Here is a 14,908-nt window from a genome sequence, read left to right on the forward strand (position 1 = left end):
TGTTTCCGGGCGTTCGGATGGCGGGCGATGACATTTGAACTGCCACGCCCTGCAGGTGTGCTTACCATGACCGGCGGAAATTAGTTTCAATTTTAGCGACAATTAGCAAAAAAATTTCACTATCGCATTATTTATCGGAACTTTATGTATCAACGGTTACTTCACGACGGTTTTCATCAACCAAGGATTGAAAATTTGACACAATGTTTGCGGTCGTTTTTCACCTTTCGGTTTCAGACTGCATGAATGACACAACTCACGATGGCACCTGGCGCGATGGCCGCCGCCGGCATGTGTTGATTCATGTCAATGAACCCGCCCGAGGGCCCGGCTAACCGGACGTCAAATCTGGCGGATGACGATTTCATGGCGATTCTCGATCTCGATGCCTTCCGGGCGACACCGCTCACCGAAGCCCCCTTCCAGTATCTGGTGACACCGCATTTCATTGCCCGGGAGCAGGCGCGGGCCGTGCTGCAGGACTTTCCCCGGATCGAGGTTCCGGGACTTCTGCCGCTCGAGGCGACCGATCCGGGGCCGTTGTTCCGGGCGCTGATCGACGAGCTCACGGGCAGGGAGATCACCGCCGCCGTCTCGGAGAAGTTCGGCGTCGATCTCACCGGGCGGCCGACCATGATCACCCTGCGCGGCCGCGCCCGCGAGCGCGACGGCCGCATCCATACCGACAGCGAGGCCAAGCTGATCACCGCCCTGCTCTATTTCAACGAGGCATGGGAAGCCGAAGGCGGCCGGCTGCGGCTGCTGCGCGGGCCGGACAATCTTGACGACATGCTGGCCGAGGTGCCGCCGCTGCTCGGCACGCTGGTGATGTTCCGCCGCTCGGACCGGTCGTTCCACGGCCACGAACCCTTCGTCGGCGTGCGCCGCTACGTGATGATCAACTGGATGACATCGAGCCTGACCGCACAGCGCGAACTGATGCGTCACCGGCTCTCGGCCCAGGCAAAGCGGGTGCTGAGCCATGTCTGACGCCGCCGCCTCGATCCGCCGCGCGCTGGCGGGGGCCGATGCCCGCACCGAACCCTACCGGCACTGGCTGCTCGCCGAGGTGCTGCCCGGCGAGGCCGTGAGCGCCATCCTCGCCCTGCCCTTTCCGCCGCCCGAGATCGGCGAGACGGCGGGGCGGCGGGAGACGCACAATTCCACCCGCCGCTTCTTCGCGCCGGAGGAACAGGCGCGGCATCCGGTCTGCGGGGCGCTCGCGGCCGCGTGGCAGGCGCCGGACACGATCGCGGCGATCGAGGCGATGTGCGGCGTTGATCTCGGCGGCAGCCTGCTGAGGATCGAATACTGCCAGGACCGCGATGGATTCTGGCTCGAACCGCATACCGATATCGGCGCCAAGTTCTTCACCATGCTGGTCTATCTGGCCGATCCGCCGGCCGGCGAGGACTGGGGCACCGACATCTTCGCCTCGCCCGACGAATATGTCGGCTCGGCCCCGGCCCGTCGCAACGCGGGGCTGATCTTCATCCCCGGCGAAAACACCTGGCACGGGTTCCGCCAGCGGCCGATCAGCGGGGTGCGGCGCTCGCTGATCGTGAACTACGTGACACCGGACTGGCGCTCGCGCCACGAACTCGCCTTCCCCGACCGGAAGGTGGCGTAGCTCCTACAAACGCGGGCCGACATGGAGCACCTCGCCCTGGAACAACCGCCGCGCGGTCCGGAACACGGTGGCGTGCGAGACCCGGGGCCCGTCCGGCCCTGAGGATACGCCGGCGGCGACGAGGATCGCGCCGGAAGGATGGCCGACCCGCACCGGATCGGCCGCCTCGCCCGGCCGGACCAGGTCATGCGCCACGGTGCCGGGCAGCCGGCAGGCCACGGCGAGGCAGAGCGCGCCGGTCAGCGGCACCGCGCGATGCGGCTGGCCGGACGACATCATGCGCGCCAGAATGTCGACGCTCGCGGCCGTCTGCACCGCCCCTGACAGGACGGGCGCATCCGCCGGCGGCGCGAGAATGCCCACTTTCGGCACGCTGATGATCCGCGCCGCCGCCTCGAGATCGGCGGCCAGGCCCATCCGCACCGAAGCCGCGCGCCGCAGCGCCTCGATCCCGGCGATCAGCGCGGTGTCGCGCTCCATCGCCGCCGGCGTTTCGGTCGCGGTCATCCCGAGATCGGCGGCGGCGACCAGCACGCAGGGATTGGCGGCGTCGATCAGGGTGACGCGCAGCGGCCCGAGGCCCGGCACATCGAGCCGGTCCGTCAGGTTGCCGGTCGGCAGCAGGCGCCCGGTGCCGGCACCGCCGGGATCGGTGAAATCGAGGCGGATCGGTGCCCCGGTGCCGGCGACGCCGTCGATCGCGAGGTCACCCGTCACCGCGGCGCGGCCATCTTCCATCGGGAACCGGGCGACGATGATCTTGCCGGTATTGGTGTTGTGGATGCGCACCACCGCCTCGTTCCCCGCAGGCGGGGCGACCAGCCCCTCATCCACCGCGAAGGGGCCGATCGCCGAGGACATGTTGCCGCAATTGCTGGCGTAATCGACCTCCGGCCGGTCGATCGCGACCTGCGCGAACGTGTAGTCGACATCCGCATCCGGCCGGCTCGGCGGGCCGACGACGCAGCATTTCGACAGCGAGGACACGCCGCCGCCCATGCCGTCGAGCTGGCGCATCGCCGGGTCCGGCGAGCCCATCGCGGCGAGGAAGATCGGCGCCCAGTCCGCCCGATCGGCGGGGAGATCGCCGGCGCGGAAGATCAGCGCCTTCGAGGTGCCGCCGCGCATGAACACGGCGCGGATTGCCCGGAGCGCCACCGGATCAGCCCGATGCCGCCGGCGCGGCGGATGCCGGACCCGGGACCAGCGCCTGGCCGGTCAGCCGGCGATAGCCGTTCTCGACATGCGCGCGCATCGCCGCCGCCACACGGTCGGGATGGCGCGTCGCGAGGGCGGCGACGATCGCGCGGTGCTCCTCCTGCGAGCCGGCGCTGCCCTGTCCCTCGTCGAAATTGCGCCGGCGGAGCAGGTGCATCCGGTCGATCAGCTTGCGATAGAATTCGATCAGGGTCGCATTGCCGGTCAGCTCGACCAGACGGTCGTGAAAGCCGATGTTCAACGGGAAATAGGCGGCCATGTCGCCGGCCCGCGCGGCATCGGCGAGGCGGGCGAGCCAGCCGTCGAGTTCGGAGAGGATCTCGCCGGTGACGCGCGGGGCGAGCTGGCGGCCGGCCATTTCATCGAGCGTCGCGCGCAGTTCGTAGAGTTCGTGCGCCTCGGGCTCGCGGATCTCGCGGACGAACACGCCGCGGTTCTTCTCCAGCCTGACAAGGCCCGCTTCCTCGAGCGCGCGGAATGCCTCGCGGATCGGCGCGCGGCTGACGTTGAAATGCTGGGCGAAGCTCTGTTCGCTCAGCTTGTCGCCGGCCACGAGGTCACCGCGCTTGATCAGGCCGATGATTTCTTCCCGCACCAGGTCGGCGACCGACCGGGTCTGGAGGATCCGCAGGTGGTTGAGGGGCGCGTTCATGGGTCCGTTATTGCCGTGCCGACGGGGTTTCGCCAAGAGGTTGCCATATTGTCGATTGTCGACAATACTACGATTCAACCACCAAGGAGGATCTGCATGCCCGACCACGCCCCACCAGCCGGCAAGGTGGTCCCCGTCACCCGCATCCTGGCGGAATACGCCGCCGCCGCATCGCCGGAGACGCTGCCAGCGCCGGTGCGCAAGGAAGCCGCCCGCACCTTCCTCAACTGGCTTGGTTGCGCGATCGGCGGCTGCCGCCACGAGGCCGTCGATGCCGCGATCGCGGCGCTTTCGCCGTTCGCCGGGCCGGGCCGCTCGGTCGTTGCCGGCCGCACCGAGCGCCTCGATCCGCTGAACGCCAGCCTGATCAACGGGATCAGCTCGCATGTCTTCGATTTCGACGACACCCATCTGCGCACCGTGATCCATCCCGCCGGGCCGGTCGCGAGCGCGTTGCTGGCCTATGCGGGCGTGCAGCCGATTTCGGGGCGCGATTTCGTCAATGCGCTGGTCGTCGGCATCGAGGCGGAGTGCCGGATCGGCAATGCCGTCTATCCCGAGCACTACGATGTCGGCTGGCATATCACCGGCTCGGTCGGCGCCTTCGGCGCGGCCGCCGCGATCGGGCGGATCCTCGGGCTCGACGGCGAGCGGATGGCCTGGGCGCTCGGCATCGCGGCGAGCCAGCCGGTCGGGTTGCGCGAGATGTTCGGCAGCATGACCAAGAGTTTCCATCCCGGCCGCGCGGCGCAGAACGGCATGACGGCGGCCCTGCTCGCCGCGAAGGGCTATACGAGTTCGCCGCAGGCGCTGGAGGCGAAGCGGGGCTGGATGAACGTCCTCAGCACCCGGCACGACGCGCGCGAGATCACCGAAGGGCTGGGGTCACAGTTCGAGATCCTGGCCAACACCTACAAGCCGTTCGCCTGCGGCATCGTGATGCATCCGGTGATCGATGCCTGCATCCAGCTTCGCGAGGAGCACGGCGTGGACGCGGGAAGCGTCCGCTCGGTCGCGCTGCGCGTCCATCCGCTGGTGCTGGAACTGACCGGCAAGACCGCGCCGCAAAGCGGGCTCGAGGGCAAGTTCAGCATCTATCATGCCGCCGCGGTGGCGCTGACCGAAGGCGATGGCGGCGAGGAGCAGTTCAGCGACCGCGCCGTCAACGATCCGGCCATCGTGGCCCTGCGCGGCCGGGTGAACGCGACGGTCGACACCGCCATGCCGGCCGATGCGGCGCAGGTGGTGCTGACCCGCACCGACGGCACCACGACCGAGATCCGGATCGACCACGCGATCGGCAGCCTGGCGCGGCCGATGTCCGACCGCGACCTTGAACGCAAGTTCACCGGACTTGCCGCACCACACCTCGATGACGACGCGATCAGGCGGCTCATCGATCTCTGCTGGCGCCTCGAAGCGCTCGATGACGTCTCGCTCATTGCCGAGGCGTCAACCCGCTAGGGATTCCGCCTCTCGCGCCCGCGCAAAAGAACAACAAGGCTTGAACAGGAGGAAACGATCATGGAACAGGTTCTGGACAGGACGGCAGCGCGACATACCGTGCTGGCGCGCATCGACCGCCTGCCGCCATCGCGGCATCTGGTCGGGCTGGTCGGGCGTATCGCGGCCGGTGGCTGGTTCGAGTTCTATGAACTCTTCATGCCGGGCTTCATCTCGCTCGGCCTCGTGCGCGCGGGCATTTTCGTCGCGAAGCCCGGCAGCATGTTCGATCCGCACCTGTTTGCGAGCTTCCTCGCCAGCTTCTTCATCGGCATGCTGCTGAGCACGGCCGGGTTCGGCTTCATCTCCGACCGGTTCGGCCGGCGGGCGATCTTCGTCTATTCCATGGCCGTCTATTCGCTTGCGCAGCTGACCATCGCCTTCCTGTCGAACCCCGCGGCGATTGATGCCGCGCGCTTCGTCGCCGGCCTCGCGGTCGGGATGCAGCTCATCAACAATGACAGCTTTCTGACCGAGCTCACGCCCCGCGCGGCCCGCGGGCGCTACATGGCGGCGTCGTTCATCTTCGTGCTCACCGCGATACCGGTGGCGGCCTTCCTCGCGGCCATGCTGGTTCCCGCGGCGCCGTTCGGCATCGCCGGCTGGCGCTGGGTGGTGGCGATCGGCGCCCTCAGCGGCGTGGTGGTCATGTTCGTTCAGCGCGGGCTTCCGGAATCGCCGCGCTGGCTCGAAGTGCATGGCCGCTACGACGAGGCGGACCGCGTCGTCGCGGCGATCGAGGCGAGGATCGAGGCGGAAACCGGCAGGAAGCTGCCCGATCCCGTCGCCGATGTGCCCGACGCGACGGCCGCGAGCGGACACTGGAGCGAAATGTTTTCCTCCTTCTACCTGCCGCGCACGCTGATGATCTCGATCTTCCAGTTCGCGCAGACCATCGCGGTGTTCGGGTTTACCGCCTTCGTTCCGATGCTGCTGGTCAAACAGGGATTCACGATCATCCACTCGCTCTACTACACGACGATGATCGTCCTGCTCGCGCCGGTCGGCGCGATCTGCGGCACGATCTTCGCGGAACGGATCGAGCGCAAGTGGCAGCTCGTCGGCACGGCGGTGCTGATCGGCGTGAGCGGCATCGCATTTGTCCACGCGCATACGGTGGCTCTGGTGATCATCAGCGGCGCGCTGATCGCGCTCGGAAACAACTGGATGATCGCGATTTTCCATCCCTATGCGGCGGAGCTGTTTCCAACCCGCATCCGCGCGCGAGCCGTGGGCTTTACCTTCGCCTGGAGCCGCGTGAGTTCGATCTTCATCGGCTACTGGGTCGCCGACCTGCTGGCGGGATTCGGCCCGGCCGGGGTGTTCGTGATGATCGGCCTCGGCATGCTGGCGATCATCCTTTCGGTCGGCCTGTTCGGCCCGCGGACGAACGGGCAGAGCCTGGAAATCCTGTCTCCCTGAACCCAAAACTGCAAAGAAGGCAATCGAGATAATGAAGATCGGCATACTCAACGGCGACGATATCGGGCATGAAATCGTGCCGGAGGCTGTCAGGGTCATGCAGGCCGCCGCGGCCCGGACCGGGCTCGCGATCGAGTGGCAGGATATCCCGATCGGCCGGGCGGCGCTTGACAGCCTGGGTTCCACCCTGCCGGACGGAACCATCGAGCGGCTCGACGCCCTGGATGGGTGGCTGCTTGGCCCGATCGGGCACATGGCCTATCCGAAGATACCTGAGGCGATCAACCCGCATCCGCTGCTGCGCAAGCATTTCGACCTGTTCGCGAATATCAGGCCGGTGAAGTCCCATGCCGCGCTGCCCTGCCTGCATCAGGGCGTCGATCTCGTCATCGTCAGGGAAAACAACGAGGGCTTCCAGCCGGACCGCAACGTCGTCGCCGGTTCGGGCGAGTTTCGGCCAACGCCGGACGTGACGATCTCCGTGCGGGTCATCACCCGGAACGGGTCATCGAAAGTCGCGCGGGCGGCATTCGAACTGGCACGGGCGCGCCGCCGGCATCTGACCGCCGTGCACAAGGACACCGTGTTCAAGCTCGGTTGCGGCATGTTCGCCGAGGAATGTCGCAGGCTGGCGGCGGAATATCCCGATGTGACCTATGACGAGGCAATCGTCGACACGTTTGCGATGCGCCTGGTGATGACCCCGCAGCGCTACGACGTCGTCGTGACCACGAACATGTTCGGCGACATCCTGACCGACGAGGCCGCCGGCCTGGTCGGCGGTCTCGGGATGGCGGCAGGCCTGTGCGCCGGGCCGCGCCATGCGATGGCGCAGGCGACACACGGTTCCGCACCTGACATCGCAGGGCGCGGGATCGCCAATCCCTATGCAATGATCATGTCAGGCCAGATGCTGCTCGACTGGCTCGGCCGCCGCCATGCCGAACCCGCGGCAACCGCCGCGGCGCACCTGATCGAGCAGGCCGTGGCAAACGTGATCGAGGGGCGCCGCGCGCTGACCCCCGATCTGGGAGGTCAGGGGACGACCGCAGGCATGGGCTCGGCGATTATCGAGGCGATGACCGAGAGTTGAGCACGCGCCCGGGGGGCGGGCGCGCTATCCGGCGTCCTGCCCCTCCTCGCTCAGGCGGAGCGCTGCGTTCACGAGCGCAACATGCGTGAATGCCTGGGGGAAATTGCCGATCTGTCGCCGGTTGACCGTGTCGTACTCCTCGGCGAACAATCCGACGTCGTTGCGCAACGCCACCAGCTTTTCGAACAGGGCTTCGGCATCCGCGCGCCGGCCCATCATCACGTAATTGTCGACCAGCCAGAAACTGCACGCGAGAAAGACACCTTCATTGCCGGTCAATCCATCCTTTCCTGTTTCGGTGTCATAACGGCGCACGAATCCATCTTGCAGAAGATGCCGTTCGATCGCGGCGACGGTGCCAATGATGCGCGGATCGTCGGGCGGTAGAAAGCCGACGATCGGCAGCAGCAGCAGGCTCGCATCCAGCGCCTTCGAGCCATAGGCCTGAACGAAGCTGTTCATCTCCGCGTCGAAGCCGTTCTGGCAGACCTGATCGTGAATCTGCTGGCGGATCGCGCGCCAGTGTTCGACCGGACCGTCGTAGCCGTAATCCTCGACGGAGCGGATCGCCCGGTCGAACGCGACCCAGGCCATCACTTTGGAGTGGACGAATTGCTGGCGGCCGCCACGCACTTCCCAGATACCCTCGTCCGGCTCGGCCCAGATCTTCTCCAGGGTTTCAAGCAGGACGAGGCGGATGTTCCAGCTGTTCTCATCCCGCCGCACCCCGCCGACATGTGCCTGATAGAGAGCATTCATCAGTTCACCGAAGACGTCGAGCTGACGCTGGCCCGCGGCCGCATTGCCGGCACGGACCGGCTTTGAACCTTCATAGCCTGGCAACCAGTCGATCTCGCGTTCGGTCAGAAGGCGCTCGCCGGCCACGCCATACATGATCTGGATGTCCTCGGCACCACCGGCGATCGCACGATCGAGCCAGCGCGACCACGCATGTGCCTCGTCCCGGTGCCCCGCATTCATCAGCGCCTGGAGTGTGAAACTCGCATCGCGCAGCCAGCAGAACCGGTAATCCCAGTTGCGCTCGCCGCCGAGTTGCTCGGGCAGCGAAGACGTCGCCGCCGCTATGATTCCGCCGGTTTCCCAATGTGTCAGGGCCTTGAGCGTGATGAGCGACCGCCGCACGATTTCGGCCCAGCGCCCACTGACCGGCGCGCGCTGCGCCCAGCTGCGCCAGCGGTCTGACGCCTGCTCGATTCCCATTTTCATATCGAAACGATGTGGCACCCGCTTGTGCGAGGGCAACCATTCGAGGCCGAACAGGAATTCCTCACCCGCCTCGATTGTGAATTGCGCTTCCGTGTGCTGATTGCGGCCGGTCATCGGCACGTCGCCCCAGACCACGACCATGTCGGGTCCGGCGACCGCCACGAAACCTTCATGGCCGGGCAGCCGCTGCACCCAGGGTACGACGCGGCCGAAGCCGAATCTGAACACGATGTCCAGCCGCATCTCCACTCGTCCGGACAGGCCGCTCACCATGCGGACCAGCCGCGTGGTGTCATGCGGGTGGGGGACCATGCAGTCGGTCACCCGCACCACGCCGTCATCGATATGAAAGTCGGTTTCAAGCACAAGGGTCTCGGGGCGGTAACGCCGCTCCACCCGCAGGGGCGATGCAGCCGGTGCGATCAGCCACCGCCCGTTCTCGCGCGTTCCAAGCAGCGACGCGAAGCACGGATCGGAATCGAACCGTGGCAGACAAAGAAAATCGATCGAGCCGTCCTTGCCGACAAGGGCCGCTGTCTGCCGGTCTCCGATGATTGCGTAATCCTCGATTCTCAGGCTCATCGCGCCCTCCCCTCGCTAGTTTGCTGAAACCTGGCCAGCCTGCAGCGACCACATGATGCTCCGCACGATGCCGACGGGAGACTCATCGATCGAGACGACAATCGCATCCTCTCCGGCCTGCGGCGGCTCGAGCGCCGCGAGCTGGCTGTCGAGCAGGGATGCCGGCATGAAGTGACCGCGCCGTGCGGCGATGCGCGCGGCCAGCAGATCGCGCGATCCATCGAGATGCACCAGCGTGAACGGGCCAGCACCGCCGCGCACCAGATCGCGATAACGCCGCGTCAGAAGAGAGCTGACAATGACGCCGCCGCATCGTCTCGTCCGCCATTCCGCAAGGCGCATGGCGATGCGATGCAGCCAGGGCATCCTGTCTTCATCGTCGAGCGGACGGCCGGAGCGCATTTTCTCCCGGTTCGACTCCGGATGCAGATCGTCGCCATCGCAGAACGGCACGCCCAGAAGTTCCGCCAGCAAAAGCCCGATCGTGGATTTGCCGGATGCGGAAACACCCATCACGGCGATCAGTGGCGGAATGTTCGGCTTCGGCAGGCCGAGGCAACGCAGCGTGGCCGCGGCGGGTGCGAGGCCGGCCGCGGAGACCGCGTCGCCATCGAACTGGCGGGTCGAGCCATCGGGATAGCCAATGATCGCGCAGGCGGAACCCGACAGGAAGAGGCCGGTGCCGACAACGCCGGCAATCGAGCGGAGGGCAGACTCGACGGCTTCGGGCACGATGCCTTTCGGCATGGTGCAATCGGCAATGAAGTGGCCGCCATCCGAAACGAAGGGACTGCCGGCATTCGCGCGCAGAACGGGCGCAAGATCCAGTTCGGCGAGCCTGGCACAGGTGCGGTCCGCGCCATGGCGGACGATCTCGACTGGCAGTTTCGAATGCGCGCCGAGCCGTGTCACCAGCTTGCTCCGGTCGGCGATGACGACAAAGCGCCGTGCCGATTGCGCCACCAGCTTTTCCCGCAGCAGGGCACCACCCAGCCCCTTGATCAGGCGGAGCGTTCCGAACTCCACCTCATCGGCTCCGTCAACCGCAAGATCGAGGGAACCATCGAGCGGCACGAGGCGCAGGCCGAGGAACTCCGCCCTGGCTGCCGTGAGATCGGATGTCGCGACGCATTCGATGTCGAGCCCTTCGGCGCGGACGCGTGCGCCGAGCTGATCGATGAAATGGGCGGCGGTTGACCCCGTGCCGAGGCCGACGCGCATTCCGGATTCGACGAGACCGACGGCCAGCCGCGCGGCCGCACGCTTGCCATTTTCGAAATCGGTTCCCATGCGATGTGCCCCCTTCAGTCCGCCCATCGTCCGGCGGCATCGCGATCCGCGAGCCAGATCAGGCGTCCGACCGGCCTGAGGCGGGCGGCGGGCACGTCACGATCCGAACCGCTCAGGACGCGATCGAGCATGTCGCGCTTGCCGGCGCCGGAGACGAGAAACACCACGACCCGCGCGCTTTCGAGGATCGGGTAGGTCAGCGTGACGCGCGCTTCCGGGCGTCCCTTGGTCACCGGAATCACCCAGCGTTGCCGTTCACCGAGCAGATCGTCCTGACCGGGCAGAAGTGACGCGGTATGACCGTCATCGCCCATGCCAAGCAGGCATAGATCAAAGAATGGCCTCGAAGGATCGAGAGTCGCTGCGCCATGGACCTCGGCCAGATCCCGCTGATATGCCGCGGCGGCCTGATCGACCGTCATCCCGTCGAACGGCACCTGATGCAGGCGGGGCGCCGCCGGCAGATGCGCGGTCAGGGCGTCGCGGATCATTCGGACATTGCTCTTGTCGTCATCCGGCGCGACGAACCGCTCATCGCCGAGAACGAGATCGATGCGTGTCCAGTCGATGCTGTCGCGCCAGGGCGCAGCAGCCAGCCGTTCGTACAATGCCCGCGGCGTCGATCCGCCGGCGAGGCCGGCCACGAACCGGCCGCGCGCGGCGGCGGCCTCTTCCGCAAAGAGGCGCGCTCCGTATTCGGCGAAGGCCTTCGCATCGGGCACGACGACGAGTTCGCCACGCACAGGTTTCATCAGCGTCTCCCCTCGAGCACGAAGCGCATCATCGCTTCGGCAAAGCCATCTTCCTCATTGCCGCGTGTGGCATGATCCGCCTTCCGCTTGACACTGTCATCGGCATTGCCCATCGCGATGGAAAGGCCGCTGCGGGCAAACATGGCAACATCGTTCGGCATGTCGCCGATGGTCGCGATACGCTCGTGCGGGATGCCGAGCTCGCTCGACATCGCATCCACCACCGCGCCCTTGTTCGCATGTGCGCTGGTGATATCGAGATAATAGGGCTGCGAGCAGTCCGCCGTCACGCCGTCACCGAACGCCTTGTGCGCGGCGGCAAGGCAGGATTTCATACGCTCGGCGTCATCGGTCACCCCGACGATCTTCACGACGCCATGAAGAGACGATACATCGTAGCGCTCGACGGTCTCCGGCTCGAACGCGACGGTACGCTGTTCGCGATCGACATGCGGCGCCGCGGCATCGCGGACCAGCCAGCGATCATGCGTGTAGACCCAGGCATCGAGGCCATGGTCATCGAGCAGATCGATGGCCTTGCCGATCACGTCGTCCTGCAGGTCGTGCGAGGCGACGACGCGGCTGAAATCGGGGGCCATCATCACGCCACCGTTGAACCCGGCCAGCGGCGTGTCGATGGCGAGCGGTTCGCTCAGCATCCGCATGCCGCGCGGCGGCCGCCCGCTGGTGATCGCGAAGCGGATGCCCGCCTCGCGAAGCGCATCGACCGCCTGCTTCGTCGCCGCCGTCAGGCGCTTGTCATTGGTGACCAGGGTGCCATCGACATCGGCAATCACGAGATCGACCGCGCGGCTCATTGCCCGCTCTCCGCCGGATCGAGCGCGACCGGTCGCCAGCGCCGCGTCGGCTCATCATCCGCAAGCAGCTTGTCCGCCGCATCCGGTCCCGCGCTGCCGCTGCGGTAGTTCGGGAAATCGGCGGCTCGGTCTCTGCCCCAGGCTTCCAGAACACGGCCGACCACACGCCACGTCTCCTCGACCATGTCTGCCCGCTGGAACAGGGTCTGATCGCCGATCATGCAATCATACAGAAGGGTTTCGTAGCCGACGTTCGGTTCCGGTTCGAAACGGTCACGATATCTGAACTGCATCCGGGCGGGCGCCAGCCGCATGGTCTGGCCGGGTTGCTTCACCTCGAACTCGATGGCGATGCCTTCATCGGGCTGGATGCGCAGAACCAGCCAGTTCGGCGGCAGGCCATCGAGCGATGCGCCCTGGAACGGCGCAAGCGGCTGCTTGCGGAAACGGATGGCGATTTCGGTCATCCGCTCGGAAAGATGCTTGCCGGTGCGAATGTAGAACGGCACGCCGGCCCAGCGCCAGTTGTCGATGGCAAGCCGCAACGCGACATAGGTTTCGGTATTCGAGTCCGCAGCAACACCTGGCTCCTCGCGATAGCCGCGCGCCGATTGGCCGGACACCTCGCCCGCGCCATACTGGCCACGCACGGCATCCTCCGGACGCAAGGTGCGGATGGCGGAGAAGAGTTCCAGCTTCTTGTCGCGGATCGCCTCGGCCCGCACACCAACCGGCGGTTCCATCGCCACCATGGCGACGAGCTGGAAGACGTGGTTCGGCACCATGTCGCGCAACGCGCCGGCCTGCTCGTAGAATTTCGCCCGTCCCTCGACGCCGACCGTCTCGGCGACGGTGATCTGCACATGGTCGATTCGATCGCGATTCCAGAGCGGATCAAAGATTCCGTTGCCGAACCGCAACGCCATGATGTTCTGAACGGTTTCCTTGCCAAGAAAATGGTCGATCCGGTAGATCTGCCGCTCGTCGACCACGCTCAGAAGCCGTCGGTTCAGGTCCTGAGCCGATGCAAGGTCGTGGCCGAACGGCTTTTCGATGATGATCCGCCGCCACGTCCCCCCGCCCGACTCATCCTCGGTCACGAGGCCGGCCTTGCCCAGATGCTCGACGATCGGTGCGAAGAACCGGTCGGCCACCGCAAGGTAGAACAGCCGGTTGCCGCCCGTGCCTTGCGAATTTTCGATCGCTTCGAGGCGGGACTTCAGGGTTTCGTAGAATTCGTCCCTGGTGAAATCACCCTGAACGTAATCGGCATGCGCCGTCAGGCGATCCCATGCGGCGTCGTCAACTTGCTTGATCTGGTCTTCGGCTTCCGGATCGCCGACGAAGCTCTCCAGCATCTCGCGCAGCGAGCCGGTCCAGTGCTTTGCGTCGAGGTCGGCGATATCGGCGCCAAGCAGGCCGAACTTCTCGGGCACCAGGCCGGTATTCGCAAGATTGTAGAGCGCCGGCACCAGCAGCCGCTTGGTCAGATCCCCCGCGGCACCGAAAATCACGACGCTGCAGGGGCCCGCGGGGGAGGCCGAGGCGGCGCCGGAGGATCCGGCCTCTGACCGGAGCGGGTGTTTTGCCAGCAGGTTCATGCGCCACCTCCCTGCTTGGCAGCAGCCGGTCCCTGCTCGACATGACCGCCGAAGCCCTGTCGCATGGCAGACAGGATCTTCTCGCCGAACGTATGATCGAGCCGGGAGCGGAACCGCGCATAGAGTGCGGCGGTGAGCACATCGGCCGGAACCGCCTCCTCGATCGCGGCGTTGATCGTCCAGCGTCCCTCGCCGGAATCCTCGACATAGCCGCTGTAGTCGGAAAGCGCCCCGTCGCGCGCCAGTGCCGCGGCGGTCAGGTCGAGCAGCCAGGACGAGATCACGCTGCCGCGCCGCCACACCTCGGCAATGTCGGCGACATCGAGGTCGTAGCGTTCGGCTTCGGGCAACGCATCGGCGCAGCGGTTGCGCAGGATCGCGAAGCCTTCCGCATAGGCCTGCATCAACCCGTATTCAATGCCGTTGTGCACCATCTTCACGAAATGCCCGGCGCCGTTCGGGCCGGCATGGATGTAGCCAAGCTCGGCACGCTCGTCCCGTCCCTCGCGCCCCGGCGTCGGTTCGATTTCCCCACGCCCCGGCGCCAGGGTTCGAAACACGGGGTCGAGCCGCCAGACGATGGCGTCGTCGCCCCCGATCATCATGCAGTAGCCGCGTTCGAGCCCCCAGACTCCGCCCGAGGTACCGACATCGACGAAATGGATGCCCTTGCGTTTCAACCGCGCGGCATGGGCGATATCGTCGCGATAGAAGCTGTTGCCGCCATCGATGACCACGTCATCCTGCCCGAGAAGGTCGCCGAGCGCGTCGACGGTCTCGCTCGTCACCTGCCCGGCCGGAAGCATCACCCAGACCGAACGCGGTGGCTCCAGAGCCTTCACGAGGCCTGCGAGATCGCGCACGCCGGTCGCCCCTTCCTTCTCGAGCTTTTCGACGGATTCTGCCGATTTGTCGAAAACCACACAGTCGTGGCCGTCTCGCATCAGCCGGCGGACAATGTTGGCGCCCATCCGGCCAAGGCCGATCACACCAATCTTCATGGCTCTGTCTCCGTTCCTGTTGCCGCGCCATGCCGCTGACGGTCCCACGACGCGGGGCCGCCGGGCATGACGCTCGTCAATGGTCTCCGGTCGGGCGCGGAGCTGCGCGCCCGCAAGAT

Annotated in this window: 13 protein-coding genes; 5 read left to right on the plus strand and 8 right to left on the minus strand. The window is 66.2% G+C overall.

The genetic code is table 11. From position 1 onward, the window contains the following. The first annotated feature begins 366 nt into the window (after positions 1 to 366). Both ACMV_RS06465 and ACMV_RS06470 read left to right on the plus strand, forming a co-directional pair. Positions 367 to 990, plus strand: coding sequence for a 2OG-Fe(II) oxygenase family protein (locus ACMV_RS06465; protein WP_013639910.1), 624 nt, complete (start codon positions 367 to 369; stop codon positions 988 to 990). Then, the gene (locus ACMV_RS06470) at positions 983 to 1,630 is read left to right on the plus strand and encodes a 2OG-Fe(II) oxygenase (RefSeq protein ID WP_013639911.1); all 648 of its coding nucleotides are present in this window, start codon (positions 983 to 985) and stop codon (positions 1,628 to 1,630) included. The genes ACMV_RS06465 and ACMV_RS06470 overlap by 8 nt, the downstream gene beginning before the upstream one ends. Before the next feature lie 3 nt (positions 1,631 to 1,633). Here ACMV_RS06470 and ACMV_RS06475 read toward each other — a convergent pair whose 3' ends face one another. Both ACMV_RS06475 and ACMV_RS06480 read right to left on the minus strand, forming a co-directional pair. After that, a complete protein-coding gene (locus ACMV_RS06475) occupies positions 1,634 to 2,788 on the minus strand; it encodes a 2-methylaconitate cis-trans isomerase PrpF family protein (RefSeq protein WP_013639912.1) in 1,155 nt (384 codons plus the stop codon). Positions 2,789 to 2,792: 4 nt separating this feature from the next. Next, on the minus strand, positions 2,793 to 3,500 hold the full coding sequence (locus ACMV_RS06480) for a GntR family transcriptional regulator (RefSeq protein ID WP_007421744.1): 708 nt from the start codon (positions 3,498 to 3,500) through the stop codon (positions 2,793 to 2,795). Positions 3,501 to 3,596: 96 nt separating this feature from the next. On the opposite strand from ACMV_RS06480, the gene ACMV_RS06485 reads away from it, so the two are divergent. The 3 genes from ACMV_RS06485 to ACMV_RS06495 are packed head-to-tail and all read left to right on the plus strand — an operon-like array spanning position 3,597 to position 7,518. Continuing rightward, complete coding sequence (locus ACMV_RS06485) at positions 3,597 to 4,964, plus strand: MmgE/PrpD family protein (protein ID WP_013639913.1); 1,368 nt, start codon at positions 3,597 to 3,599, stop codon at positions 4,962 to 4,964. 60 nt (positions 4,965 to 5,024) lie between these two features. After that, positions 5,025 to 6,425, plus strand: coding sequence for an MFS transporter (locus ACMV_RS06490; RefSeq protein ID WP_007421743.1), 1,401 nt, complete (start codon positions 5,025 to 5,027; stop codon positions 6,423 to 6,425). 31 nt (positions 6,426 to 6,456) lie between these two features. Continuing rightward, the gene (locus tag ACMV_RS06495) at positions 6,457 to 7,518 is read left to right on the plus strand and encodes an isocitrate/isopropylmalate dehydrogenase family protein (RefSeq protein WP_013639914.1); all 1,062 of its coding nucleotides are present in this window, start codon (positions 6,457 to 6,459) and stop codon (positions 7,516 to 7,518) included. A 24-nt stretch (positions 7,519 to 7,542) separates the two neighbouring features. Here the strand turns inward: ACMV_RS06495 and ACMV_RS06500 are convergent, their stop codons facing one another. From ACMV_RS06500 to gnd, 6 genes are read right to left on the minus strand one after another with little or no spacing between them, the layout of a single operon-like run. Beyond that, positions 7,543 to 9,327, minus strand: coding sequence for a glycoside hydrolase family 15 protein (locus tag ACMV_RS06500; protein ID WP_013639915.1), 1,785 nt, complete (start codon positions 9,325 to 9,327; stop codon positions 7,543 to 7,545). A gap of 15 nt (positions 9,328 to 9,342) precedes the next feature. Then, on the minus strand, positions 9,343 to 10,617 hold the full coding sequence (rpiA, locus tag ACMV_RS06505; protein ID WP_013639916.1) for a ribose 5-phosphate isomerase A: 1,275 nt from the start codon (positions 10,615 to 10,617) through the stop codon (positions 9,343 to 9,345). A gap of 14 nt (positions 10,618 to 10,631) precedes the next feature. Next, a complete protein-coding gene (gene pgl / locus ACMV_RS06510; RefSeq protein WP_013639917.1) occupies positions 10,632 to 11,369 on the minus strand; it encodes a 6-phosphogluconolactonase in 738 nt (245 codons plus the stop codon). Further along, complete coding sequence (locus tag ACMV_RS06515) at positions 11,369 to 12,187, minus strand: Cof-type HAD-IIB family hydrolase (RefSeq protein WP_013639918.1); 819 nt, start codon at positions 12,185 to 12,187, stop codon at positions 11,369 to 11,371. The genes pgl and ACMV_RS06515 overlap by 1 nt, the downstream gene beginning before the upstream one ends. Next, on the minus strand, positions 12,184 to 13,788 hold the full coding sequence (gene zwf, locus ACMV_RS06520) for a glucose-6-phosphate dehydrogenase (RefSeq protein ID WP_013639919.1): 1,605 nt from the start codon (positions 13,786 to 13,788) through the stop codon (positions 12,184 to 12,186). Before zwf ends, ACMV_RS06515 begins: the two co-directional genes overlap by 4 nt. Next, complete coding sequence (gene gnd, locus ACMV_RS06525) at positions 13,785 to 14,789, minus strand: phosphogluconate dehydrogenase (NAD(+)-dependent, decarboxylating) (RefSeq protein WP_011942122.1); 1,005 nt, start codon at positions 14,787 to 14,789, stop codon at positions 13,785 to 13,787. Before gnd ends, zwf begins: the two co-directional genes overlap by 4 nt. Positions 14,790 to 14,908: the final 119 nt, after the last annotated feature.

It is taken from the genome of Acidiphilium multivorum AIU301 (genome assembly GCF_000202835.1).
Taxonomy (GTDB): Bacteria; Pseudomonadota; Alphaproteobacteria; order Acetobacterales; family Acetobacteraceae; genus Acidiphilium; species Acidiphilium multivorum.

Bases quoted from the DNA above. Each gene is read 5' to 3' on its own strand.
- ACMV_RS06485 (WP_013639913.1), top strand. From the start codon at position 3,597: ATGCCCGACCACGCCCCACCAGCCGGCAAGGTGGTCCCCGTCACCCGC.
- pgl (WP_013639917.1), bottom strand. From the start codon at position 11,369: ATGAAACCTGTGCGTGGCGAACTCGTCGTCGTGCCCGATGCGAAGGCC.
- ACMV_RS06490 (WP_007421743.1), top strand. From the start codon at position 5,025: ATGGAACAGGTTCTGGACAGGACGGCAGCGCGACATACCGTGCTGGCG.
- rpiA (WP_013639916.1), bottom strand. From the start codon at position 10,617: ATGGGAACCGATTTCGAAAATGGCAAGCGTGCGGCCGCGCGGCTGGCC.
- ACMV_RS06495 (WP_013639914.1), top strand. From the start codon at position 6,457: ATGAAGATCGGCATACTCAACGGCGACGATATCGGGCATGAAATCGTG.
- ACMV_RS06480 (WP_007421744.1), bottom strand. From the start codon at position 3,500: ATGAACGCGCCCCTCAACCACCTGCGGATCCTCCAGACCCGGTCGGTC.
- ACMV_RS06500 (WP_013639915.1), bottom strand. From the start codon at position 9,327: ATGAGCCTGAGAATCGAGGATTACGCAATCATCGGAGACCGGCAGACA.
- ACMV_RS06465 (WP_013639910.1), top strand. From the start codon at position 367: ATGGCGATTCTCGATCTCGATGCCTTCCGGGCGACACCGCTCACCGAA.
- gnd (WP_011942122.1), bottom strand. From the start codon at position 14,789: ATGAAGATTGGTGTGATCGGCCTTGGCCGGATGGGCGCCAACATTGTC.
- ACMV_RS06470 (WP_013639911.1), top strand. From the start codon at position 983: ATGTCTGACGCCGCCGCCTCGATCCGCCGCGCGCTGGCGGGGGCCGAT.
- zwf (WP_013639919.1), bottom strand. From the start codon at position 13,788: ATGAACCTGCTGGCAAAACACCCGCTCCGGTCAGAGGCCGGATCCTCC.
- ACMV_RS06515 (WP_013639918.1), bottom strand. From the start codon at position 12,187: ATGAGCCGCGCGGTCGATCTCGTGATTGCCGATGTCGATGGCACCCTG.